The organism is uncultured Bacteroides sp. (assembly GCF_902491285.1).
Taxonomy (GTDB): domain Bacteria; phylum Bacteroidota; class Bacteroidia; order Bacteroidales; family Bacteroidaceae; genus Bacteroides.
Window position 1 is genome coordinate 1 of record NZ_CABUHK010000080.1, and the last position, 24,678, is coordinate 24,678.

19 protein-coding genes are annotated in these 24,678 nt (G+C 43.8%); 13 read left to right on the forward strand and 6 right to left on the reverse strand.

The features are described 5' to 3' along the window. Positions 1 to 35: 35 nt before the first annotated feature. The gene (locus RDN93_RS17535) at positions 36 to 1,928 is read left to right on the forward strand and encodes a YgiQ family radical SAM protein (protein WP_308746731.1); all 1,893 of its coding nucleotides are present in this window, start codon (positions 36 to 38) and stop codon (positions 1,926 to 1,928) included. Positions 1,929 to 1,946: 18 nt separating this feature from the next. On the opposite strand, the gene mfd is transcribed toward RDN93_RS17535, so the two are convergent. Further along, on the reverse strand, positions 1,947 to 5,324 hold the full coding sequence (gene mfd / locus RDN93_RS17540; RefSeq protein WP_308746714.1) for a transcription-repair coupling factor: 3,378 nt from the start codon (positions 5,322 to 5,324) through the stop codon (positions 1,947 to 1,949). 176 nt (positions 5,325 to 5,500) lie between these two features. Between mfd and RDN93_RS17545 the strand changes: the two genes are divergently transcribed. From RDN93_RS17545 to RDN93_RS17570, 6 genes are read left to right on the forward strand one after another with little or no spacing between them, the layout of a single operon-like run. Then, positions 5,501 to 6,244 carry a polyprenol monophosphomannose synthase gene (locus RDN93_RS17545; protein ID WP_308746715.1) on the forward strand — a complete coding sequence of 248 codons (744 nt, stop codon included), beginning with the start codon at positions 5,501 to 5,503 and terminating at the stop codon, positions 6,242 to 6,244. Continuing rightward, positions 6,241 to 7,578, forward strand: a complete 1,338-nt coding sequence (locus RDN93_RS17550; RefSeq protein WP_308746716.1) for a dihydroorotase — start codon at positions 6,241 to 6,243, stop codon at positions 7,576 to 7,578. The genes RDN93_RS17545 and RDN93_RS17550 overlap by 4 nt, the downstream gene beginning before the upstream one ends. A 23-nt stretch (positions 7,579 to 7,601) precedes the next feature. Next, positions 7,602 to 8,510: a vitamin B12 dependent-methionine synthase activation domain-containing protein gene (locus RDN93_RS17555; RefSeq protein WP_308746717.1), complete on the forward strand. Its 909-nt coding sequence runs from the start codon at positions 7,602 to 7,604 to the stop codon at positions 8,508 to 8,510. 14 nt (positions 8,511 to 8,524) lie between these two features. Then, the gene (locus RDN93_RS17560; RefSeq protein ID WP_308746718.1) at positions 8,525 to 9,037 is read left to right on the forward strand and encodes a sigma-70 family RNA polymerase sigma factor; all 513 of its coding nucleotides are present in this window, start codon (positions 8,525 to 8,527) and stop codon (positions 9,035 to 9,037) included. A gap of 5 nt (positions 9,038 to 9,042) precedes the next feature. Next, positions 9,043 to 9,618 carry a hypothetical protein gene (locus RDN93_RS17565; protein ID WP_308746719.1) on the forward strand — a complete coding sequence of 192 codons (576 nt, stop codon included), beginning with the start codon at positions 9,043 to 9,045 and terminating at the stop codon, positions 9,616 to 9,618. Positions 9,619 to 9,655: 37 nt separating this feature from the next. Beyond that, positions 9,656 to 10,822, forward strand: a complete 1,167-nt coding sequence (locus RDN93_RS17570) for a metallophosphoesterase (RefSeq protein ID WP_308746720.1) — start codon at positions 9,656 to 9,658, stop codon at positions 10,820 to 10,822. Here the strand turns inward: RDN93_RS17570 and RDN93_RS17575 are convergent. Next, positions 10,806 to 13,673: an AAA family ATPase gene (locus RDN93_RS17575; protein ID WP_308746721.1), complete on the reverse strand. Its 2,868-nt coding sequence runs from the start codon at positions 13,671 to 13,673 to the stop codon at positions 10,806 to 10,808. The two genes, RDN93_RS17570 and RDN93_RS17575, sit on opposite strands and share 17 nt — an antisense overlap. Continuing rightward, positions 13,670 to 14,923 carry an exonuclease SbcCD subunit D C-terminal domain-containing protein gene (locus tag RDN93_RS17580; protein ID WP_308746722.1) on the reverse strand — a complete coding sequence of 418 codons (1,254 nt, stop codon included), beginning with the start codon at positions 14,921 to 14,923 and terminating at the stop codon, positions 13,670 to 13,672. The genes RDN93_RS17575 and RDN93_RS17580 overlap by 4 nt, the downstream gene beginning before the upstream one ends. Before the next feature lie 115 nt (positions 14,924 to 15,038). Between RDN93_RS17580 and RDN93_RS17585 the strand changes: the two genes are divergently transcribed. Then, entirely contained in the window at positions 15,039 to 15,797 is a 759-nt protein-coding gene (locus tag RDN93_RS17585) for a lysophospholipid acyltransferase family protein (protein WP_308746723.1), read from the forward strand. A gap of 134 nt (positions 15,798 to 15,931) precedes the next feature. On the opposite strand, the gene RDN93_RS17590 is transcribed toward RDN93_RS17585, so the two are convergent. Next, entirely contained in the window at positions 15,932 to 16,666 is a 735-nt protein-coding gene (locus RDN93_RS17590) for a DUF4369 domain-containing protein (protein WP_308746724.1), read from the reverse strand. A 158-nt stretch (positions 16,667 to 16,824) separates the two neighbouring features. On the opposite strand from RDN93_RS17590, the gene RDN93_RS17595 reads away from it, so the two are divergent. From RDN93_RS17595 to RDN93_RS17615, 5 genes are all read left to right on the forward strand, one after another. After that, on the forward strand, positions 16,825 to 18,069 hold the full coding sequence (locus RDN93_RS17595; RefSeq protein WP_308746725.1) for an anaerobic sulfatase-maturation protein: 1,245 nt from the start codon (positions 16,825 to 16,827) through the stop codon (positions 18,067 to 18,069). Between the two features lie 49 nt (positions 18,070 to 18,118). Then, complete coding sequence (locus RDN93_RS17600; RefSeq protein ID WP_308746726.1) at positions 18,119 to 20,278, forward strand: S46 family peptidase; 2,160 nt, start codon at positions 18,119 to 18,121, stop codon at positions 20,276 to 20,278. Continuing rightward, complete coding sequence (locus RDN93_RS17605; protein ID WP_308746727.1) at positions 20,279 to 22,438, forward strand: S46 family peptidase; 2,160 nt, start codon at positions 20,279 to 20,281, stop codon at positions 22,436 to 22,438. 301 nt (positions 22,439 to 22,739) lie between these two features. Further along, positions 22,740 to 23,039, forward strand: a complete 300-nt coding sequence (gene trxA / locus RDN93_RS17610) for a thioredoxin (RefSeq protein ID WP_022139528.1) — start codon at positions 22,740 to 22,742, stop codon at positions 23,037 to 23,039. Positions 23,040 to 23,057: 18 nt separating this feature from the next. After that, positions 23,058 to 23,522, forward strand: a complete 465-nt coding sequence (locus RDN93_RS17615; RefSeq protein WP_308746728.1) for a thioredoxin domain-containing protein — start codon at positions 23,058 to 23,060, stop codon at positions 23,520 to 23,522. 111 nt (positions 23,523 to 23,633) lie between these two features. On the opposite strand, the gene RDN93_RS17620 is transcribed toward RDN93_RS17615, so the two are convergent. Further along, positions 23,634 to 24,269, reverse strand: a complete 636-nt coding sequence (locus RDN93_RS17620) for a SagB/ThcOx family dehydrogenase (protein ID WP_308746729.1) — start codon at positions 24,267 to 24,269, stop codon at positions 23,634 to 23,636. A gap of 95 nt (positions 24,270 to 24,364) precedes the next feature. Further along, a partial coding sequence (locus RDN93_RS17625; RefSeq protein ID WP_308746730.1) for a ferritin family protein occupies positions 24,365 to 24,678 on the reverse strand: 314 nt, incomplete at its 5' end.

A 24,678-nucleotide genomic window follows, 5' to 3' on the forward strand; every position in this document is an offset into this window, starting at 1 on the left:
ATTGGGATGTTTTTTATTATCCGTATCTTTGCGGCATGAAAGAATATCGATTGACTGATTGGTTACCCACTACTAAAAAAGAAGTAGAACTTCGCGGATGGAATGAATTGGACGTCATTCTCTTCAGCGCGGATGCTTATGTGGATCATCCTTCTTTTGGCGCTGCCGTTATCGGGCGTATTCTCGAAGCGGAAGGTTTGAAAATAGCCATCGTACCTCAACCTAACTGGCGTGATGACCTACGTGATTTCAAAAAACTGGGACGTCCCCGTCTGTTCTTCGGCATCTCTGGTGGATGTATGGACTCGATGGTAAACAAATATACAGCCAACAAACGACTGCGTAGTGAGGATGCCTATACCCCGGACGGTCGCCCGGATATGCGTCCGGACTACCCTTCTACCGTTTACAGTCAGATTCTGAAAAGGCTTTATCCTGATGTCCCCGTTATCTTAGGCGGCATTGAAGCCAGTATGAGGCGGTTAAGCCATTACGACTATTGGCAGGATAAAGTACAAAAAAGCATTTTATGTGATAGTGGCGCGGACTTGCTCATTTATGGAATGGGTGAAAAGCCAATTGTAGAATTAACCCGGAAAATGAAAAGTTTACTTCCAACAGAAGAAACTTCATTAACCGTCAACGACTTAAAAAAAATTGTTGGAACAATTCCTCAGACAGCCTATCTTTGTCGTGAGATCGAGTGGACTCCCGATGCGGAAGATATCCAGCTCTATTCGCATGAAGAATGTCTGGCAGATAAGAAAAAACAGGCAAGCAATTTCCGCCATATCGAAGAAGAATCCAATAAATATGCGGCTGCACGTATCACGCAGGCTGTAGGGAATAAGATTGTGGTAGTTAATCCTCCTTACCCGCCGATGAGCCAAGAAGACCTGGACCGTTCTTTCGATTTACCATATACCCGTATGCCCCATCCCAAATATAAAGGGAAACGGATTCCGGCCTATGACATGATTAAGTTTTCCATCAATATTCATCGGGGATGTTTTGGCGGCTGTGCATTCTGCACTATTTCCGCACATCAGGGGAAGTTTATCGTCAGCCGCAGCAAAGAATCTATTCTGAAAGAGGTAAAAGAGATTATCCAATTACCGGACTTCAAAGGATATTTAAGTGACTTGGGTGGTCCTTCTGCTAACATGTATCAGATGAAAGGAAAAGATGAGTCTATTTGTAAGAAATGCAAACGACCGTCGTGCATTCATCCGAAAGTTTGCCCGAATCTGAATTCGGATCATCGCCCGTTACTGGATATTTATCATGCGGTAGATGCTTTGCCCGGCATAAAAAAATCCTTTATCGGTAGTGGGGTACGTTATGATTTGCTGCTCCATCAAAGCAAAGATGCAGCTATCAATCGCAGTACTGCCGAATATACCCGTGAGCTGATTATCAATCACGTCAGCGGCCGTCTGAAAGTGGCTCCCGAGCATACCAGTGAGCGTGTATTGTCTATTATGCGCAAGCCGTCTTTTGAACAGTTCGAAACATTCAAGAAGATATTCGACCGTATCAATAAAGAAGAAAATCTGCGTCAGCAACTGATTCCTTATTTTATCTCTTCACACCCGGGATGCAAGGAAGAAGATATGGCGGAACTCGCCGTTATCACCAAACGGCTGGACTTTCACCTGGAGCAAGTACAGGACTTCACTCCTACTCCGATGACAGTAGCCACCGAAGCATGGTACACGGGATTTCATCCGTACACCTTGGAGCCGGTATTCAGCGCTAAAACTCAACGGGAGAAACTGGCTCAACGCCAATTCTTCTTCTGGTATAAACCGGAAGAACGAAAGAACATCATCAACGAGTTGAGACGTATCGGGCGTTCGGACCTGATAGATAAACTATATGGAAAAGGAAAAGAAGTAGAAAGAAACAAAGGTAGAGGAAAAAGATAAATAGGCAGGACTGACTGTCTATTTATCTTCTTTTACCGGCAGCGCTACAATCTCCTGCAGCACACTGACTGCTGTCTCTACATTCGACACATCCTTAATCAACATACTCCGCTTTCCATTCTGTTCCCTCAAATCACAACGACGGGTATATTTCATCATATAGTCTATAACCTTACCGAAAGCCTGGCTCTGGTAGAACGGACTCTCAGGGTTGGAAACAAAGAACAAGGTCATACGTCCGCCTTTCAGGAATATTTTCTCTGCTCCCAAACGTGCTGCGAGGCGGCGAAGAGGAACAATACGCAACAATTCCTGTGTTTCCGGTGGAACAGGACCAAAACGGTCTTCGAGCCGGGAACGGAAAGCGTCCACGTCTTTATCTAATGTCAAGCCATCCAGTTCGCGATAGAGCAACATACGTTCACTGCTACCGGTTACGTAATTGGCAGGCAACAAAAGCTCAAGATCACTTTCCACCTGACATTCGTCTACAAATCCTTCACCACTAATCTGTCCTTCACCCTTGATTTCATCTGCGTACAAATCCGCAAATTCATCGTTTTTCAGTTCATGGACGGCTTCGGAAAGAATCTTCTGATAAGTTTCATATCCCAAATCGGCAACGAATCCACTTTGTTCTGCACCGAGCAGATTTCCTGCTCCACGAATATCCAAATCCTGCATAGCAATATGGATTCCGCTTCCAAGATCACTAAAGTTCTCGATTGCCTGAAGCCGGCGTTTTCCTTCTGTCGTAAGGCTGCTCAATGGCGGAGCCAGCAGATAGCAGAAAGCTTTCTTATTGCTACGTCCTACTCGACCACGCATTTGGTGAAGGTCACTCAATCCAAAATTTTGGGCTTGATTGATGATGATAGTATTGGCATTCGGAATATCAATACCACTTTCGATAATGGTTGTTGCCAGAAGTACATCATAATCATAGTTGACAAAGTCTAAAATGATTTTCTCCAGTTGCGATGGTTCCATCTGCCCATGTCCGATTGCTACACGGCAATCCGGGATATGACGTTCAATCATCGCTTTCAATTCCGGCAGATTGGCAATTCGGTTGTTGACAAAGAAAACCTGACCGTTACGGCTCATTTCAAAATTAATAGCATCCGTGATTACTTCTTCATTGAAGGTGTGAACTTCGGTCTGAATCGGATAACGGTTGGGCGGCGGAGTAGAAATCACACTTAAGTCACGCGCACCCATCAATGAAAATTGAAGTGTACGGGGAATCGGGGTAGCAGTCATCGTCAATGTATCTACATTCACTTTCAACTGACGCAGTTTTTCCTTTACGGAAACTCCGAACTTCTGTTCCTCGTCAACAATCAACAGCCCCAGGTCTTTAAACTGAACATCTTTTCCCAAGATACGGTGCGTGCCTATAAGGATACCGATTTCCCCTTCTTTCAATCCTTTCAGAACCGCTTTGGACTGTGATGCCGTACGTGCGCGACTTAAATAATCTACCCGGCAAGGCAATCCTTTCAAACGTTCGCGGAATGTCTGAAAATGCTGGTAGGCAAGCACTGTTGTCGGCACCAGGACAGCTACCTGTTTATTATCGGCTACCGCTTTGAAAGCAGCACGAACAGCAACCTCTGTTTTTCCGAAACCTACATCTCCGCAGACCAAACGGTCCATCGGACGGTCACTCTCCATATCAGCCTTGACTTCAATAGTCGCTTTACTCTGATCGGGTGTATCTTCATAAATAAAGGACGCTTCCAGTTCACGCTGCAAGAAACTGTCAGGACTATAAGAAAACCCTTTCTCCTGCCGACGTTGCGAGTACAGTTTAATCAAATCACGGGCAATATCCTTTATTTTGCTCTTTGTGCGTTCTTTCAGTTTCTCCCATGCACCCGTGCCCAATTTATTCAGTCGTGGAGCTTCGCCTTCCTTCCCTTTATATTTGGAAACTTTATGCAGGGAATGAATAGAAACGAATACCACATCTTCATTCTGAAAGACCAGTTTCAGAACTTCCTGCGTAGTATCCCCATTCGGAATACGTACCAGCCCTGAGAAACGTCCGATACCATGATCCGTATGCACGACATAATCACCCGGAGTAAACTGATTCAATTCTTTCAACGAAAGAGCTACTTTTCCCGAACGGGCCTTATCACTTTTTAAATTATATTTATGGAAACGGTCGAACAACTGATGGTCTGTAAAGATACAAAGCCGTAAAGTGTTGTCTACAAATCCTTCATGAATAGTACGCTCGACAGGCGTAAATTGTATCTTATCACCACGATCCTCAAAAATAGCCTTGATGCGCTCCGTTTGCTTTGTACTATCGCTACAGATGTAAAGCGAATATCCTTTTTCCAGATAGTCTTTGAAAGAGTTTGCCACCAAATCAAAATTCTTATGAAAGATAGGTTGGGCGGAAGTACTGAAAGTGATACTGGCATTCGGTGTACCGGTCGGCTTGTTACCAAACTCCAACCGGCGAAAATCAAGCGCACGTATCGTAAATTCACTGCCGTCTATCAATTTTCCCTCCAAAGTAATCCCCCCATTCTCTTCGGCTTCCTGAACAGCTATTGCCTGCGGAGTCAACGCCTCATCATGCACCACCTGTATCCGTTCACGCAACCAAAGGAAATCACGCATCGCCAAAGTCGTCTCTTTCGGGATAAAATCAAGGAAAGAAGTAGTCACATCTCCCGTCACTGCCAAGTCAGGTACAATAGACACTCCGTCTTTCTTCTCACGGGATAACTGGGTTTCCACTTCAAAAGTCCGGACACTCTCTACTTCATCGCCAAAGAAGTCAATACGATAGGGATATTCCGAAGCAAAAGAGAAGACGTCGATAATGCTGCCGCGAACAGCGTATTGTCCCGGTTCATATACATAGTCTACATATTCAAAGCCGTAGCTATGCAAAACGTCCGTTATAAAAGTGGTATCCACTTTCTCGCCGACATTCAGTTTCAACGTTTTGCTGCTCAATCCTTTACGGGACACAACTTTCTCAGCCAACGCATCCGGATAAGTTACGATACACAATCCCTTCTCCCCTTTCTGCAAACGGCTCAGTACTTCCGTACGAAGAATCTCATTCGCCGCGTCTTTTTGGCCATACTTGATGGAACGTCGGAAGGAAGAGGGAAAGAAAAGCACTGTCTCCGCACCCAATATTTGTGTCAGGTCGTGATAGAAATATCCGGCCTCTTCAAGATCACCTAAAATAAATACAAACGGACAACCACCCTCTTGCACCAATACAGAAGAAAAAAGGGAAGCAGCAGATGCACACAGCCCGCCACAAAAGATAGTTTGAACAGAAGTGTCCTTCAACAAGCGCTTCATAACTGCCGTATTGGGGTGGGCAGCATATTGTTGTTGCAACTCAGTTATTGTCATACCTATTAAAAATTTCACCGCAAAAGTACAAAAAATAATGGGAGTACATACTTAAAGGATAGAAGTATTACAGGAAGGCGCTTCCCAATGAAGTATAGCACACGTTAAATTTTCCTTAGTTCATCTATAACTAAAGGAAAAGAGCTACTTTTGTTTCTAAATTTTATAGTAACTATATGCAAACATCGGATAGCATCGTAATTATCCCCACCTATAATGAAAGGGAGAACATAGAAAATATCATCCGTGCCGTTTTCGGACTTCCCCAAGTATTCCATATTCTGGTTATAGAGGACGGTTCTCCGGACGGAACGGCAAATATAGTAAAAACTCTGCAACAAGAATTTCCTGAACGTCTTTTCATGATTGAACGCAAAGGAAAGTTAGGGCTGGGCACCGCCTATATCGCCGGTTTCAAATGGGCACTGCAACATGCCTACGAATATATCTTCGAAATGGATGCCGACTTCAGCCATAACCCGAATGATCTCCCACGTCTGTATCAGGCCTGCTCGGAACAAGGCGGAGATGTGTCTATCGGTTCCCGTTATGTCAGCGGAGTGAATGTAGTAAACTGGCCGATGGGACGGGTACTGATGTCGTACTTCGCATCCAAATATGTGAGATTCATCACAGGTATTCCCGTGCACGACACTACAGCCGGATTCGTCTGCTACCGCCGCCAGGTATTGGAAACGATTGATTTAGACCATATTCGTTTCAAAGGATATGCTTTTCAGATTGAAATGAAATTCACCGCTTATAAATGTGGGTTTAAAATCATCGAAGTTCCCGTCATCTTCATCAATCGCGAACTAGGCACTTCCAAGATGAACAGCAGTATCTTTGGAGAAGCCATATTCGGTGTGATTAAATTAAAAACAAATAGTTGGTTCCATAAATTCCCGCAAAAGAAATGAAACGTACACTGATCCAAAATGCCATTATTGTCAACGAAGGAAGAAAAGTACCGGGCTCAGTCGTAATCGAAGACGAGAAAATCGCCGAGATATTGACTGGTGAAGAAAAGACAACCGTACCTTGTGATGAAATCATAGACGCAACCGGATGTTACCTATTGCCCGGCGTCATCGACGAACATGTACATTTCCGTGACCCCGGACTGACTCATAAAGCGGACATTACCACAGAAAGCCGTGCCGCAGCAGTCGGGGGCGTTACTTCTATCATGGATATGCCGAATACGAACCCGCAGACAACCACTCTGGAAGTCTTGGATGAGAAATTCGCTCTATTGGGAGAAAAGTCATCTGTCAACTATTCCTGCTATTTCGGAGCAACCAATAATAACTACACCCAGTTTGCACAACTGGACAAGCACCGTGTTTGCGGAGTGAAGTTATTTATGGGTTCGAGCACCGGGAACATGTTGGTAGACCGCATGGCCAGCCTGCGCAATATATTCGGCGGAACCGATTTGCTTATCGCTGCCCATTGCGAAGACCAGGGAATCATCAAAGAAAATACGGATAAATATAAAAAAGAATACGGAGACGATGTGCCTCTGGCTCTCCATCCTGTGATCCGGTCGGAAGAGGCTTGTTACCGCTCTTCCGAACTGGCTGTACAACTGGCACGCGAGGCAAACGCCCGCCTGCACATCATGCACATTTCTACCGCTAAAGAACTACGTTTATTTTCTGACGCTCCTTTGGCGGAAAAGAGAATTACAGCAGAAGCCTGTGTTTCACATTTACTCTTTACGGAGAACAATTATGGGACACTAGGCGCACGCATCAAGTGCAACCCCGCCATTAAAACTGCCGAAGACCGGAAAGCTTTGCAGGAAGCTGTCAACAGCGGCCTGATTGATGCCATTGCAACCGACCATGCTCCTCACCTGCTAAACGAGAAAGAAGGCGGAGCTTTAAAAGCCATGTCCGGGATGCCAATGATACAGTTTTCATTAGTCAGTATGTTGGAACTTGTGGATAAGGGAATCTTCCCTATCGAAAAAGTAGTGGAAAAGATGTCTCATGCACCAGCTCAAATGTATCAAATAAATAACCGTGGATTTATTCATAAAGGTTATCAGGCAGACCTTGTATTGGTACGCCCCGACTCCGAATGGACGGTAACGGCAGATTGTATTTTAAGTAAATGCAAATGGAGCCCGCTGGAAGGACGCACCTTACACTGGAAAGTGGAGAAAACATTTGTAAACGGGCATCTGTTATACAATAATGGAGAAATAGACGACACCTATCGCGGGCAAGAATTAAGATTCAGATAAAGAATATTCGTCATCAATAGCATATGAGTACTGTTTTATCCTACAAAATACATTCTGTCAGCCCTTACATCAACTGGATTTACTTTTTCCACGCGTGGGGTTTTCAGCCGCGTTTCGCAGCTATCGCCAACATTCACGGATGCGATTCCTGCCGTGCTTTGTGGCTGACCACCTTCCCTGAAGAAGAACGCAGCAAAGCTTCCGAAGCCATGCAGCTATTCAAAGAAGCGAACCGGATGCTGGACTCGCTCGACCGGGACTATGAAGTGAAAACAATTTTCAAACTCTGCAAGGCTAATTCCGATGGAGATAATCTGCTGATTGAAAAGGGAAAAGACCAATTCATCACCTTTCCCTTGCTTCGCCAGCAAACACATAAAAGAGACGGCAGTCCTTTCGTTTGCCTGAGCGACTTCATTCGCCCGCTATCTTCCGGTATCCCGGATATCATCGGCGCTTTTGCCTCTTCCATCGACGCAGATATGGAAGGATTGTATGAACAGGATCCTTATAAACATTTACTTGTACAAACCCTCTCCGACCGCCTTGCAGAAGCAGCTACGGAGAAAATGCACGAATACGTACGTAAAGAAGCATGGGGTTACGCTAAAGACGAGAACTTAGGTATAGCAGATTTATTAGTTGAGAAATATCAAGGCATCCGCCCTGCAGTCGGTTATCCTTCTTTGCCCGATCAATCCGTCAACTTCCTGCTGGACGAACTGCTGGACATGAAACAGATAGGCATTTCGCTGACTGAAAACGGAGCCATGTATCCTCATGCTTCCGTTTGCGGACTTATGTTCGCTCACCCGGCTGCCGAGTACTTCTCTGTCGGAAAGATTGGAGAAGACCAGCTCGAAGATTACGCCCGCCGCCGGGGAAAAAGTGTAGAAGAAATCCGTAAATTCCTGGCAGCCAATTTACAATAGCAATTATAGACTCCATGAGAGAACGAACAACAGAGGCAAATAACCCTATTGAGCAAGAGTTCTTGTCGGTCATCCGCGAATACGAGCGGGTTATCTACAAAGTGTGCTATCTGTATGCCAATCCCAACGCTCCGCTCAATGATCTCTATCAGGACGTGATACTGAACCTTTGGAAAGCTTTTCCTAAATTCAGAAAAGAATGTAAAATCTCTACATGGATTTACCGCATTTCCCTCAACACCTGTATCAGCTTCTATCGAAAAGAAAAGAATGTACCAGAAATAGTCAGCCTTACCCAGGAAATAGACTGGACAGTCGAAGCTCACGATCCGCTCAATGAAATGCTGAGGCAGCTCTACCGGATGATTAACCAATTGGGACAACTCGATAAATCAATTATCCTACTCTATCTCGAAGATAAAAGCTATGAGGAAATCGCAGAAATCACCGGACTAACCGTGACGAACGTAGCGACCAAGCTAAGTCGTATCAAGGACAAACTTAAAAGAATGAAAAAGGAGGAATAAGATATATGGAACTGGAAGAACTGAAAAAATCCTGGAATGTACTTGATGAGCACTTAAAAGACAAGGAGCTTATCAAGGAAGAAGAACTTTCGAAGCTGATAGCACATGCCGACAAAGGTATCCATGCTATTGCCAGCCTGAATATCAAGCTGATCCTGATTTCCCTGCCGGTATTAATCTTGTTTTTAGCGGAAGTACTGTTACATAACCGGTTGAATCCGATCTATATCATTATTCTCCTTGCCTGGATTCCGGCACTTTGCTGGGACATCATCACCACCCGTTTTCTCCAACGGACTCAAATAGACGAAATGCCTCTTGTAGAAGTGGTAGGACGTGTCAACCGTATTCATCGGTGGACTATCAGAGAACGGTTGTTTGCCATTGCTTTTCTTCTGATACTGGCCATACTTTCATTTATCTACTGGCAAGTGTGGCAATACGGAATAGGGATGATGCTCTTTTTCTTCCTGTTATGGGGTGGCGGACTCGGACTGATCCTATGGATTTATCGTAAGAAGTTCTTGAACCGCATCCATGAAATCAAAAAGAACCTAAGTGAATTAAATGAACTGATATAGAAAATACAATCTAAAATATACTAACTAAAAAGTCAGCATGTTACAACGCTTATTCATATTCCTGTTATTAGTACTGATTCTACCGGATATTTACCTGTATCTCCGGTTTATCGTTCAGCTCACAGCAAAGCGGTGGTTGCGAATCCTCTATTGGCTACCGAGTGTCCTTTTAATTGCGGGGTTGCTATACCTGGTGTTTTTCGCTAACAATCCGTTTTCCGAAAGCCATACACGGGATATCGGATGGTTCTCCATCTTCTTTTTCCTGTTTGCAGCTCCCAAACTATTATTGGCTCTCTGCACCGTTGTCGGAATACCTTTCCATAAATGGCTCCGGATGCCACGTACCCCGTTCATATGTACTGGATTAACATTAGCCGTCCTCAGTATTTTCATGATTCTCTACGGCTCTTTCATCGGACGGAGCCGGTTTGAAGTCAAAGAAGTCACCTACTCCTCTTCCCGGCTTCCCCAAGCCTTTGACGGATACCGTATTGTACAGCTTTCGGACTTGCATATCGGTAGCTGGATAGGAAATGCTTCCGCTATCGAAAGAATGGTGAATCTGGTGAACGCCCAACAGCCTGACCTTATCGTCTTCACCGGAGACTTGGTAAACCACCGTGCGGTGGAGTTAGATGGTTTTCAAGAGATTCTCGCACGGTTGAAAGCCAAAGACGGTGTTTATTCCATATTGGGAAACCACGATTATGGCCCCTACTTTCGTTGGAAAAACAAGCAGGAACAGGATGACAATCTGATTGACTTAGAGCAAAGGCAGGCAGCTATGGGATGGAAATTACTAAATAACTCACATACATTCCTGATTCAAGGAAATGACAGCATCGCACTTATCGGAGTCGAAAACGAAGGCGAACCGCCTTTCTCCCAACACGGTGATCTCGCCGGAGCAAAGGCCGGTACTGAAGACATGTTTCAAATATTGCTAAGCCACAACCCTACGCATTGGAGACGGGAAGTACTTCCCAAATCGAACGTAGACTTAATGCTGGCAGGGCATACCCATGCCATGCAACTTCAATTCGGAGACTATTCTCCTTCCGTTTACATCTACCCCGAATGGGGTGGAATGTATCTGGAAGGTACACGCGGTTTATATGTCAATGTAGGGATCGGTTATGTAGGATTACCTTTCCGCTTCGGCGCATGGCCGGAAATAACGGTGCTTACCCTACGACGGTAAGCACACTTTTCCCATTCACTTTCTTATGTACCTGCACCTGGACGGAAATCCGTTCACTCATTTCTTGTACATGAGAAATGACTCCAATCTTTCTTCCCTGCATTTGCAGTTGTTCCAAAGCTTCCATAGCTGTCCGCAGGCTTTCCGCATCCAAAGAGCCGAATCCTTCATCAATAAAAAGGGATTCCACTTTCAGATTATTACTGGATAAAGAAGACAGTCCTAACGCCAATGCCAGGGAAATCAAGAATGATTCGCCCCCGGAAAGGGAATAAACAGTCCGCACCTCATCGCACATATCACAGTCAATGACCTGAAGCGCCAACGTACCGGGAACCTGCTGCAATTTATAGCGTTTAGAAAGGTAAGACAAATGCTTGTTGGCATGAAGCAGCAGCAGATTCAAAGTATAACTTTGCGCGATAATCTTAAACTTCGCTCCGTCTGCACTTCCAATCAGCTTATTAAGTTTCGCCCATCGCTCGGCAACTGATTGTTTCTCCACCAGTTCTTTAGCAATCATTTCCACCGTTGCCTTATTCTTGACCTGTTGCAGCAAACGGGCTTCAATAGTAGAAAGACTTCGTTCCGTATTCAGATTTTCTTCCTGTTGCTTCCTGATCGTTTCAGGAAGTTGTTCGGGAAATTCAATCTGTTTACATTGTTCTTGTAACTCTTCAACAGCCAAAGCAATCTGTTTCATTTCTCCATGCAAGCCTGAAAGACAGTTTTGCACAGTTTCTACTTCTTTACGCGCTTGATCCAAAGCAAGGTTCAGTTCTTTCTCCTTTCTCGCCACGGCTGCTTCCGCTTCGTCCGCACTCTTTCCTTTTAACAAGACCGAACGTTCTTGACGAAGAGCATCCAATGTTTTCTCTATTGTAGCAAATCGTTTCTGCTCGGAATTGGCTACATTTTGCAAAGTAGCCAATTGCTCCTTGGCAGACGAGACTTTCTGCATTGCCAAACGGCAGAAAGAGACATTTTCACGCAGAGCCTCACAATGAGCACGCATCTTTTTAACCGCTTCGTCACAGTGTTGCCATTCCGCATAAAGACCGCGATATTCCAGAATCAGCTTTGCCAGTTCTTCCAGGCGATGCCATATCTGTTCTTCGCTGCCCGCGTCAAAACCTTCTTTCTGTAATACAGCCAATTGTTCGCACACCTGCCTTTCAATTGTCTTTTGATGTGCCAAATCACGTTGTAAAGCGATAGTCCGATTGTTTATCTGCTGGCAAGCCGTTGCCGCCACATTATATTCCTGTTCAATATTCCGGAAAAGAGTATCCACTACCCCTTGCTCCCGATGATAAGGATGCGATGTACTGCCACAAACCGGACAAGCTTCACCTTCCTGCAATTGCTGACGCAAAGCCTTCACATCTCTCCCAACCGCCATACGTGCATTTTCATAAAGCCGCTGAACAGTTTTTAACGTACTCTCTTGCTCTGCTAGTTGCTTTAAACAACCTGCCGTCTCTTTCTCTAATCTTTCAATTTCTGTTTTCGCTTTTGCCTTCGTTTCAGTAAGTTGCCGGATATTCTGCTGACGCGTCCATTCTTTCTGCAACTTCACCTGCTCTTCCGCCAATGACGGATAACCAAAAGAATTTAATCGCTCCAAGCGTTCTTCGTTTGCCTTTATTCCAATAGTTAATTTTTCTTCTTCCTGCCGCAAGATTATTTCCACTTGTTCAAGTTGCAAAGGCTCTTCCACTCCTGTATGATTCAACAAGCGATTCAAGGACTGATAAGATGATTGCAAGTGCTCCGTAGCCGTCCGCATCTTCTTCTCTTGTCCGGTCACTTGGTCGCAGGCTGCTTGTAACATCTGTTTCGCCTGTACATATCCGTCTTGCTGCGATTGTATCTGCACATCCAACTGACGCGCTTTCTTCAAATCCGGTTGTATAGCTTCCCATTGAGCCTTAAAATGCAACAGCCCTTCTTCTTGTGAAACAAGCCTTTCCATAGCCCCTTTCAACTTCACCTGCTTCCCTTGTTCTTCTGTTTGTTTCTTCTTCCGAAGTTCCTCCTGCATTTTTAATGAACGGACAACATTTAGTTGCGTATTCTGCTCTGCCAGCAATTTAATCCCCGCAGCACGCTTTTCAACCAATATTTTTTTTTCTTTCTGTAAGGCAAGCAATTCTTCTTCCGGTATCAGTTCAATCACACTCATTCTATTATGAATCAAAGCGACCTCTTCCTGTGCCGCCTTATTCCGAGCAAATATCTCTTGAGAGATTTGCGAATAAACGGCTGTCCCCGTCAGTTTTTCAAGCAATTCTGCTTTTGCAGCTCCTTTCGACTTCAAAAAGGTGGCAAAATCATTCTGAGCCAGCAGTACGGTACGGGTAAACTGCTCATACGTCAGACCGATTAACTCGACCAATTGAGCCAACAGTTCTTTCTTAGTACCTTGAAACTCTTTCTCCGTGTCCAAGTCTTTCACTTCCAATGCCTGTGGTTGCAAAGAACCGCTCACCTTATTTCTTGTCCGTCTCACCGACCAATGAGAACGGTAACGATGACCGTCTATCCCTAAAAAATCAACCTCCGCATAGCCGTCACCCGTTCCGCGGCGCAGCAGATTCCTGACATCGGACTGGTTTATCTGATTATCTCCTACGTCTGCCAAATTTACACTTTCTACCGAAGCGGCAAAACGGGGCGCTTTATCATATAATGCCAGACACAGTGCGTCCAACAAAGTAGATTTACCCGCCCCTGTAGCCCCCGAGATAGCAAATATTCCCGCAGATTGTAACGGTTCTGATGTAAAATCGACTTCCACAACTCCCTCTATCGAGGTCAAATTCTTTAATCGTATAGCTAATATTTTCATCCTTCATTCTCCTCTTCTTTACGGGTGGCAGCCAAATAGGCTTCTTGAAACAGTTCGGTCAACTCTTCCGGCATTTCCGCCTGATAAATCTTCTCAAATGCAGATTGTGCAATCTGTAAGGGAGACATCTCATGCAGTCCTCTTTTCCAATCCGCCTCCTCTTTTTCTATACTTCCCTCATCACCACGATAAGTGGAAACAATACGTGCCAACCGGTAGTTTTTATCTGCCAGTGCCTCCTCTATTTCCTGCCGGAGCATAGGTTCCGGCTCTTCCAACAACACTTTTACTTCCAGATAAGGAGCCATGCCCTCTACTGCCGGCAGTTCTTTCAATGCTTCCAGCACAACTTCCGGCAATGCCGGTTTTCCACCCGGCACGCTTACCAAAGGTATTGACTTCGGACATTCGAGCCGTTCAATACCTACCGCACAACCATCATCAAAAGTCACCATCACCACTCCATGACGATAATGCTTCTCCGCAAAAGACATCGGGATAGGGCTTCCTGCATAACGTACATTCTCCCGGCCGGATACCCGCTGGGCTTTATGAATATGCCCCAATGCCGTATAGGCTATCTGTTCAGAAAACGCATCCGGCGACACACATTCCAAACCTCCAATTACCGTACGTTCACTATAATCTTTCTCTGCAATCTCCGAACCGGTAGCCTGCAAATGGCCGATGGCAAGAATCGACTGATTTGCTTTTCTCCTCTTCCACAACCTTTGCAAGAGCTGCGTATAAAGTTCACGTACTCCTTCCGCATACTGATTGCCTTCCGTCCGCACTGCCGGATAATCTCCTTGCCGCAAGAAAGGGACAGCCATGCAAAGCAATTCAACTTCCCCCATCCGGTTTTTCAGTTCCACGCACAGATGATCGTAATCTATTTCTCCGCCTTCCAGTTTGCGCACTACTCCTCTGACTTCTGTCCTCATAGCCTGCAATAAAGGCAGAGGAGCTTCCAGACGTGCCGCCGAATCATGATTACCGGCAACAATCACTATTTGCAAGTTCGGATTCTCAGCCGTCACCCGGTAAATAAAACGGTAATACATACTTTGGGATGCAGCCGAAGGATTGGAGACATCAAAAACATCCCCGGCTATAATCAATACATCAATCTCTTTCCGACAAATTTCTTCTGCCAGCCAATTCAGAAATGCTTCGTGTTCTTCAGTACGGTCATAGCCGAAGAAAGTTTGTCCCAAATGCCAGTCAGCGGTATGTAATATACGTATCATAATTTTGTATTCATCTTTAAAGAAGCAAAAATAATACAATCAAAAAGATTATATGGCATCTGCATCCCTTTTTTACCAATAATCATGTATATTTGCAACATTAAAATCCAGCCCTATGAAGATACTTTATTATATTTATCAGATTTGCATTGCTTTGCCTATTTTATTAGTGTTGACTATCCTCACGGCAATCGTCACTATAGCAGGTTCCCTCTTGGGTGGAGCCCACTTCTGGGGATATTATCCGGGAAAGATATGGTCACAATTAATTTGTCTTTTCCTGTTGATTCCCGTAAAGATTCACGGGCGTGAGAAACTGCATGACAAGACTTCCTATATTTTCGTTCCTAATCATCAAGGTTCATTCGACATATTCCTTATCTATGGGTTCATTGGAAGAAACTTTAAGTGGATGATGAAAAAGAGCCTGCGCAAACTGCCGTTCGTCGGAAAGGCTTGTGAAAGTGCAGGGCATATTTTTGTTGATCGTTCCGGTCCCAAAAAAGTATTGGAGACTATCCGGCAAGCCAAAGAGTCTTTGAAAGACGGAGTTTCGTTAGTAGTTTTCCCGGAAGGGGCACGTACTTTCACAGGACATATGGGGTATTTCAAAAAAGGAGCTTTCCAGTTGGCTGACGATTTACAGTTGGCAGTGGTTCCTGTCACTATTGACGGTTCTTTTGAAATTCTGCCGCGTACAGGCAAGTGGATACACCGCCACCGCATGATTCTGACAATTCATGACCCTATTCCGCCTAAGGGAAAAGGTATGGAGAATATCAAAGCAACTATGACGGAAGCCTATGCCGCGGTTGAAAGCGCACTTCCCGAGAAATATAAAGGCATGGTGAAAAACGAAGATCAAGATAGGTAGTGCCAATACGGACTCCTCAATTGACACTCTATTAATCAGACAGAACCGAATAAAAAGAAAACGGCTATTTTGATAAATGCCGTTTTCTTTTTATTCGGTTCTGCCACACAAAACACATCCAAAAGGCTCAAGGGTTACTTATTGGTTGTAGTATTTTGTTCCAATCGTTGATGTTCTTCTATCAATTTCATATTCTCTCTCGCTTTGGAAAGAAATTCCCGCACAAGTTTATTACTTTTAAAAGAATATGGAGCATCTTTTATAATATCATCTATCTGAGGAGTCATAACTGGATATGGTAAAGAGCTGCAAAGCATCATAAATACACTTGGCCCCAACACATTTTCATAATTTGTTGAAATAAAGTTTTTTACGTATTGATTCATTTCTTTCATCAATGAATCTCCTTCTACTATCAACCGTGAATGTATTTCCTCCAAGTCACCACCGTCCATTACCATGCGGGTTTCTCTCTGTTCCAATTCACTTATGCTTTCTTCCAACCGATTTCTTTTGTCGATAAACTCATACAATGCTGCATTCAAAGGAGTGCCCACTGCTTTCAGGTCTGTATTGCTGATAGTAACCTTGATTTTGCCATTTTCCAGCACTATTGGCATAATGCTTTCATTATCCATGTAAAGCGTCACCATCTGTACTGAGTCTATTTTCCCTTTCATTGAGAACAGGCCGTGTACCACTTCGGCAGAATCCAGCTTTATCCATTCACCATCGTTCAGGGATTTGAGATACAACATTTTTCCATCCAGACTATTCACTGAAGATGTTCCTTCAATCTTGTACTTGCTGGTGCAAGAAGTCAGAAACGGAATCAAAAGTAAAAAAGGCAAAATTTTATTCACGTTCATTTATTCATTAAAATTCTGAGTGCAAAGGTACAACTGATTCAGATTTCAAGGAAACATTTTATCAATATTTAAATCTTGTAAGACTCTTTTCTTTAATAATCCTTATAAACATACCTACAAGGGACTTTTTTTCATTTAGTTTATCTAATTTTGTAGTCATGAAAACATCGACTTTTGCCCCTTTTGCCAAACCGCTTTATGTGATGGTAAAGCCAGTAGGTGCCGTATGCAATCTTGCATGCGATTATTGCTACTATCTGGAGAAGGCCAACTTATACAAAGACAATCCGAAACACGTAATGAGCGATGAACTTCTCGAAAAGTTCATCGACGAGTACATTAACTCACAGACCATGCCTCAGGTGCTTTTCACCTGGCACGGAGGAGAAACGCTGATGCGTCCACTCTCTTTCTACAAAAAGGCAATGGAACTGCAAAAGAAGTATGCCCGTGGACGTACGATCGACAACTGTATCCAGACCAACGGAACAATGCTCACCGATGAATGGTGTCAGTTTTTTCACGACAACAACTGGCTGGTAGGAGTTTCAATCGACGGTCCGCAGGAGTTCCACGATGAATACCGCAAGAACAAGATGGGAAAACCTTCTTTTGTGAAGGTGATGCAGGGAATCAATCTATTGAAAAAGCATAAAGTGGAATGGAACGCAATGGCTGTCATTAATGACTTCAACGCCGACTATCCTTTGGATTTCTACCACTTTTTCAAAGAAATAGATTGCCATTATATCCAGTTTGCCCCCATTGTAGAGCGTATCCTTCCGCATCAAGACGGACGTCACCTCGCCTCTCTTGCCGAAAACAAGGAAGGCACACTGGCTGACTTCTCAATCACTCCCGAACAGTGGGGGAAGTTTCTTTGCACTCTTTTCGACGAATGGGTAAAAGAAGACGTAGGCAACTACTACATACAAATATTTGATTCTACACTTGCCAACTGGATGGGCGAGCAACCCGGTGTATGCTCCATGGCAAAAACCTGCGGACACGCCGGCGTTATGGAATTTAACGGAGACGTTTATTCCTGCGACCATTTTGTGTTCCCCGAATATAAACTGGGAAATATCTACAGCCAGACTCTCGTGGAAATGATGCACAGCGAACGCCAGCATAACTTCGGAAATATGAAATACCAGTCTCTCCCGACTCAATGCAAAGAATGTGAGTTCCTCTTTGCCTGCAACGGAGAATGTCCGAAGAACCGTTTCAGCCAGACATCAGAAGGCGAACCCGGCTTGAATTATCTTTGCAAAGGATACTACCAGTTCTTCAAGCATGTAGCTCCATATATGGACTTCATGAAAAACGAATTGATGAACCAACGCCCGCCGGCAAATATTATGGAAGCCTTAAAAAGTGGAACATTCAAAGCAGAATATTAAACACTGGAACATATTAACAATCATATATTTAATTTTTATCACTGAATTAATGAATAGACTAAGACTTTATTTATTGGCGCTGACCGCGCTGATCGTATGTTCCGCCAAGGCGGATGAAGGTATGTGGTTATTGCAATTGATGCAACAACAGCATTCTATAGATATGATGAAGAAACAAGGTTTGAAGCTGGAAGCCCAAGACTTATATAACCCGAACGGCGTTTCATTAAAGGATGCCGTCGGCATATTCGGCGGCGGATGCACGGGAGAAATCATCTCTCCTGAAGGTTTGATCCTGACAAACCATCACTGTGGTTATGCTTCTATCCAGCAACATAGCAGTGTTGAACATGATTATCTGACAGATGGTTTCTGGGCTACTTCCAGAGATAAGGAACTCCCCACTCCGGGACTGAAATTCACATTTATCGAACGCATTGAGGACATTACTGATATTGTCAATGCTAAAATAGCCGCTAAAGAAATCACAGAGTCCGAATCGTTCACTGGTGCGTTCCTTCAGAAACTGGCAGAAGAACTTTACTCCCAAAGCGACTTGAAAGATAAAAAAGGCATTGTGCCGCAAGCACTTCCATTTTATGCCGGAAATAAATTCTACCTGTTTTATAAGAAGATATACCCGGACGTACGTATGGTTGCCGCACCGCCTTCTTCTATCGGCAAATTCGGTGGCGAAACAGACAACTGGATGTGGCCCCGCCACACGGGCGACTTCTCCATGTTCCGTATCTATGCAGACGCTAACGGCGAACCGGCAGAATACAATGCCGCCAATACACCGCTGAAAACGAAAAAACATTTGCCTATCTCTATCAAAGGTTTGAACGAAGGAGACTACGCTATGATTATGGGATTTCCCGGAAGCACAAGCCGCTATCTGACCGTATCGGAAGTAAAAGAACGTATGGAATCAGAGAACGAACCGCGTATTCGTATCCGAGGTGCCCGCTTGGCAGTCCTGAAAGAAGTAATGAACGCCAGCGACAAAATCCGTATTCAGTATGCCAACAAGTATGCCGGTTCCAGCAACTATTGGAAGAACTCCATCGGTATGAATAAAGCGATTATCGATAACGATGTACTTGGTACAAAAGCTGCCCAGGAAGCTAAATTCGCTGAATTTGCCAAAGAAAAGAACAATTCCGAATATGCGGAAGTAGTAAAGAAGATAGATGATCTGGTAGCTAAAACAGCTCCCCTCAACTATCAGTTCACTTGCTTAAGGGAAACGTTCTTCGGAGCTATTGAATTCGGCAGCACCCTGTTATCTAAAACACGGGAAGCACTGGTAGAAAAGAATGATTCTTTAATTAAGGTACGCATAGAAGCTCTGAAAGAGACATATGATGGTATTCACAATAAAGACTACGACCATGAAGTAGACCGCAAAGTAGCCAAAGCACTGTTCCCGCTTTATGCAGAAATGATTCCGGCTGACCAGCGTCCGTCTATCTATAAGGTTATCGAACAGAAATACAAAGGTGATTATGACAAGTTTATCGACGACATGTACGATAACTCCATCTTTGCCAACCGTGCAAACTTTGAGAAGTTTATCAAAAAGCCGACAGTAAAGGCTATCGACAACGACCTTGCTTTACAATACTGCCAGTCTAAATATGACTTGTTCGATCAAATCGTTTCACAACTGAAAGATATGGATAAGGAACTGGCTTTGTTGCATAAGACATACATTCGTGGTCTTGGCGACATGAAGTTACCCGTACCTTCTTATCCGGATGCTAACTTTACGATTCGTCTGACTTACGGCAACGTGAAACCTTATGACCCGAAAGACGGAGTACACTACAACTATTACACTACCACCAAAGGTATTCTTGAAAAAGAGAACCCGGAAGACCGTGAATTTGTAGTACCCGCCAAACTGAAAGAACTGATAGAAAAGAAAGATTATGGACGTTATGCTTTGCCGAACGGTGATATGCCGGTTTGCTTCCTGTCTACTAACGACATCACCGGTGGCAACTCCGGTAGCCCGGTATTGAATGAAAACGGAGAATTGATCGGTTGTGCTTTTGACGGCAACTGGGAATCATTGAGCGGTGACATCAACTTTGACAATAACCTGCAACGTTGCATCAACCTGGATATCCGCTATGTCCTGTTCATCCTTGAGAAATTAGGCAATTGCGGACATCTGATTAACGAAATGACAATTGTAGAATAAATGAGAAAACAAATTCTATTTGCTATATTTTCATTGGCAACTCTCAGCATCCACGCCGACGAAGGTATGTGGATGCTGACTGACCTGAAAACACAGAATGCAGTTGCCATGCGTGAACTAGGTCTGGAAATACCTGTCGAAGAGGTATATAACGCAAACGGTCTTTCCCTGAAAGATGCAGTCGTACACTTCGGCGGCGGATGTACGGGAGAAGTCATCTCTTCCGAAGGGCTGGTCCTGACTAATCATCATTGCGGCTATGGAGCTATCCAGCAACACAGCAATGTAGAGCATGATTACCTGACAGAGGGCTTTTGGGCTATGAACCGCGATGCGGAGCTTCCTACTCCGGGACTGACCGTCACATACATCGACCGGATTCTCGATGTGACTGATTACGTCAACGAGCAGCTAAAGAAAGACCCGGATCCAGACGGTGTCAATTACCTGTCGCCAAGTTATCTCAGCAAAGTAGCGGAACGTTTTTCCAAGGCCGAAAATATAGAAGTCACTCCCGCAACCAAGTTGGAACTAAAAGCCTTCTATGGCGGAAACAAATACTATATGTTCGTCAAGACAGTGTACAGCGACATTCGTATGGTGGGTGCTCCTCCTTCTTCCATTGGTAAGTTCGGAGCAGATACCGACAACTGGATGTGGCCGCGTCACACGGGTGACTTTTCCCTTTTCCGTATTTACGCGGACAAGGATGGAAAACCTGCAGCATATTCAAAGGACAATGTTCCTTTGAAAGTAAAGAAGCATCTCACTATCAGCCTTGCCGGAGTACAGGAAGGTGATTTCACCTTTGTTATGGGATTCCCCGGACGTAACTGGAGATATATGATTTCCGATGAAGTGGAAGAACGTATGCAGACTACCAACTTCATGCGTCAGCATGTACGCGGAGCCCGTCAGAAGGTACTTATGGAACAAATGCTGAAAGACCCTGCCGTACGTATTCATTATGCCAGCAAGTATGCGTCGTCTGCCAACTATTGGAAGAATGCCATCGGCATGAATGAAGGACTGGTACGTCTCAACGTATTAGATACCAAACGTAAGCAACAAGAAGAGCTTCTGGCACGTGGCCGCGAAAAGGGAGATGGTTCTTATCAGAAAGCTTTCGATGAAATTCGTTCTATCGTGGCTCACCGCCGTGACGCTCTCTACCATCAACAGGCAATAAACGAAGCATTGGTAACCGCCCTCGATTTTATGCGTATTCCTTCCACAATGGAAATGGTTGCAGCCTTGAAATCAAAAGACAAAGAGAAAATAAAGGAAGCTACCCAAAAACTGAAAAAAGAGGGTGAGAAATACTTTGCCTCTGTTCCTTTCCCGGAAGTGGAAAAGATGGTCGGTAAAGAGATGATGAAAACCTACGCCAGTTATATTCCCGCAGAACAACGGATTAATATCTTTGAAATTATCAATTCCCGTTTTAAAGGAAATATTGACGCATTCGTTGACGAGTGTTTCGAACATTCCATCTTCGGTAATCCTAAAAATTTCGAGAAGTTTATCAAAAAACCGAGCCTATACAAAATAAGTTATGACTGGATGGTACTATTCAAATACTCCATTACCGATGGAATATTGAAAACGGCTATTGCCATGAAAGAAGCCAATCAAAACTATAATGCCGCCCACAAAGTATGGGTGAAAGGCATGATGGATATGAAGCAGGAAAAAGGTATTCCTATTTATCCGGATGCAAACTCCACTTTACGGTTGACATACGGTCAGGTACTTTCTTATGAGCCGTTTGATGGTGCTGTCTATGATGCCCACACTACTCTCAAAGGAGTAATGGAGAAAGAAGACCAGGGAAACTGGGAATTTGTAGTACCTCAAAAGCTGAAAGAGTTATATGCAACCAAAGATTATGGACGCTATGGCAAAAACGGTGAAATGCCTGTTTGCTTTATTGTAAACACCGACAATACAGGAGGAAACTCCGGCAGCCCGGTTTTCAACGGCAAAGGTCAACTGGTAGGAACTGCTTTCGACCGTAACTTTGAAGGACTGACGGGTGACATCGCTTTCCGTCCCTCATCACAACGTGCGGCTTGTGTCGATATTCGCTATACGCTCTTTATCATAGATAAATTTGCGGGAGCATCCCATATCATTGATGAATTGACCATTACGGAATAAACAGAAGAAATATTTATAAAAATGGATAATGAAGACAGATGAATTTACATCGTCACTCATTATCCATTTTTCTTTTCCAACTTCCCGTCAATCAAAAGAAGTCTTCCATCATATACATCTCATCAATTATTCCATTCTTTTGTTTTTGATATGCAAAATTCTCTCTTTTACACTACAAGATAATATCCCCAAGACTACTATTTTGTGAACAAAAACAGCTTTTTCCCGTTTATATTAATGAAATAGAATTTATATTTGCAGTCTTCAATGACTGCCATTTAACTATAAGAAAGAAAAGATTATGGAAAAGTTTGAAGATTTAATAAAGTCACCGGTACCCGTTTTAGTGGATTTCTTTGCAGAATGGTGTGGACCGTGTAAAGCTATGAAACCTGTTCTGGAAGAGCTGAAATTGGTCGTAGGTGACAAAGCCCGTATTGTGAAGATAGACGTTGACCAGCATGAAGAATTGGCAACTAAATATCGCATACAGGCCGTGCCCACGTTTATAGTGTTCAAAGATGGAGAAGCAGTTTGGAGACATTCCGGTGTAATCCACAGCAGCGAACTACAAGGGGTTATCGAGAAGCATTACACATAAAAAAGATAAAGATTTCGAATGAAGAAAGTATTAGCAGTGGTAGCACTTGTCATGATAAGCGTAATTGTATACGCTTTCAATGATAAGGCAGAAACCAATCAAAGTAAAAAAGAGGTAACAGGTAACGGTGAAGTCGTCGTAATGAACAAGGAAATGTTTCTGAAAGATGTCTTCGATTATGAAAAATCAAAGGAGTGGAATTACAAAGGTGACAAGCCCGCCATCATCGACTTATACGCTGATTGGTGCGGACCTTGTCGCCAGACGGCTCCTATCATGAAAGAATTGGCAAAGGAATACGCAGGGAAAATAATCATTTATAAAGTAAATGTGGATAAGCAGAAAGAACTGGCAACTCTGTTCAACGCAACAAGTATTCCATTGTTCGTATTCATCCCCATGAAAGGAGATCCACAGCTTTTCCGTGGGGCTGCCGATAAAGCAACCTACAAAAAGGCAATTGATGAGTTTTTATTAAAGTAAAAAAGGAAAAAGATAGTGACGCTATCCGGTAAGGATAGTAACGCTATAATGAACAAATAGTGACGGTATCCCGCGAGGATAGCGTCACTATTTTTATATACTTATCGACCCTTATTTAAAGTAACCTACAGGATGGTTCATCATAGGAATCTGAGTGTCTTTCAACTTCAACACTTTCTTCAACTGAGCATTATCCATCGAAGCACGTGGCACCGTAGCTAAATTAACTGCAGAACAGAAAATTGAAATATTCTGTGAAACGATTCCCGCATCCATAGCCCCCATCAATTGGGTATGTGCATTCTTTGCATCTCCAAAACGAGAAAGGTCGCTAATCAGTACTAAAGCAACCGGAGCCGATTTCACAAAAGCCTGTCCACCAGCCACTGCGCCCCGGTAATCTCCTTCAGCCACCAGATTCAACTGGTGATTCTTTGCATCATACAGGTAACTGCCTTCCGGCAACACTACATATACATCCACATCCTGCTTGTTCAAAGCCGACGGAGCTGTTCGTTTACCCGAATCTTTCCGATTGATTCCATTAGCAGCCCATAACAAATCAGACAAGTCAGCCAGGTTCAGGGCTTTTGAAGCAAATTCTCTGGTTGAATGACGTTCGGACAACGCTTTCATTACCGTACCTGTACGGTTCAAATTAGGCTGTGGCAACTTAATCACTTTATCAGCAGCAAAAGTAGCTGCCGAAAGCACTAGACAAACTAACAATAGTTGTACTCTTCTCATAACTATAGTATTAAAAGTTGATGAGCAAATATAGACAAAAAAGGTCTGCATTCATTTTCGAATACAGACCTTTTAAGAGTTATTATGAGGTTTGATTATTTATCACCGAAATAACGGTTGTACAGACCTTCAAAACCTTTACCGTGACGAGCTTCGTCCTTGCACATTTCGTGTACAGTGTCATGGATAGCATCCAAGTTCAAAGCTTTAGCACGAGTTGCGATACGTTTCTTGTCTTCGCATGCACCTTGTTCAGCATCTTTACGTTTCTGCAGGTTTGTTTTAGTATCCCAAACACAGTCACCCAGCAATTCAGCAAATTTAGCAGCATGTTCAGCTTCTTCCCAAGCATAACGTTTGAAAGCTTCAGCTACTTCAGGATAACCTTCACGGTCTGCCTGACGGCTCA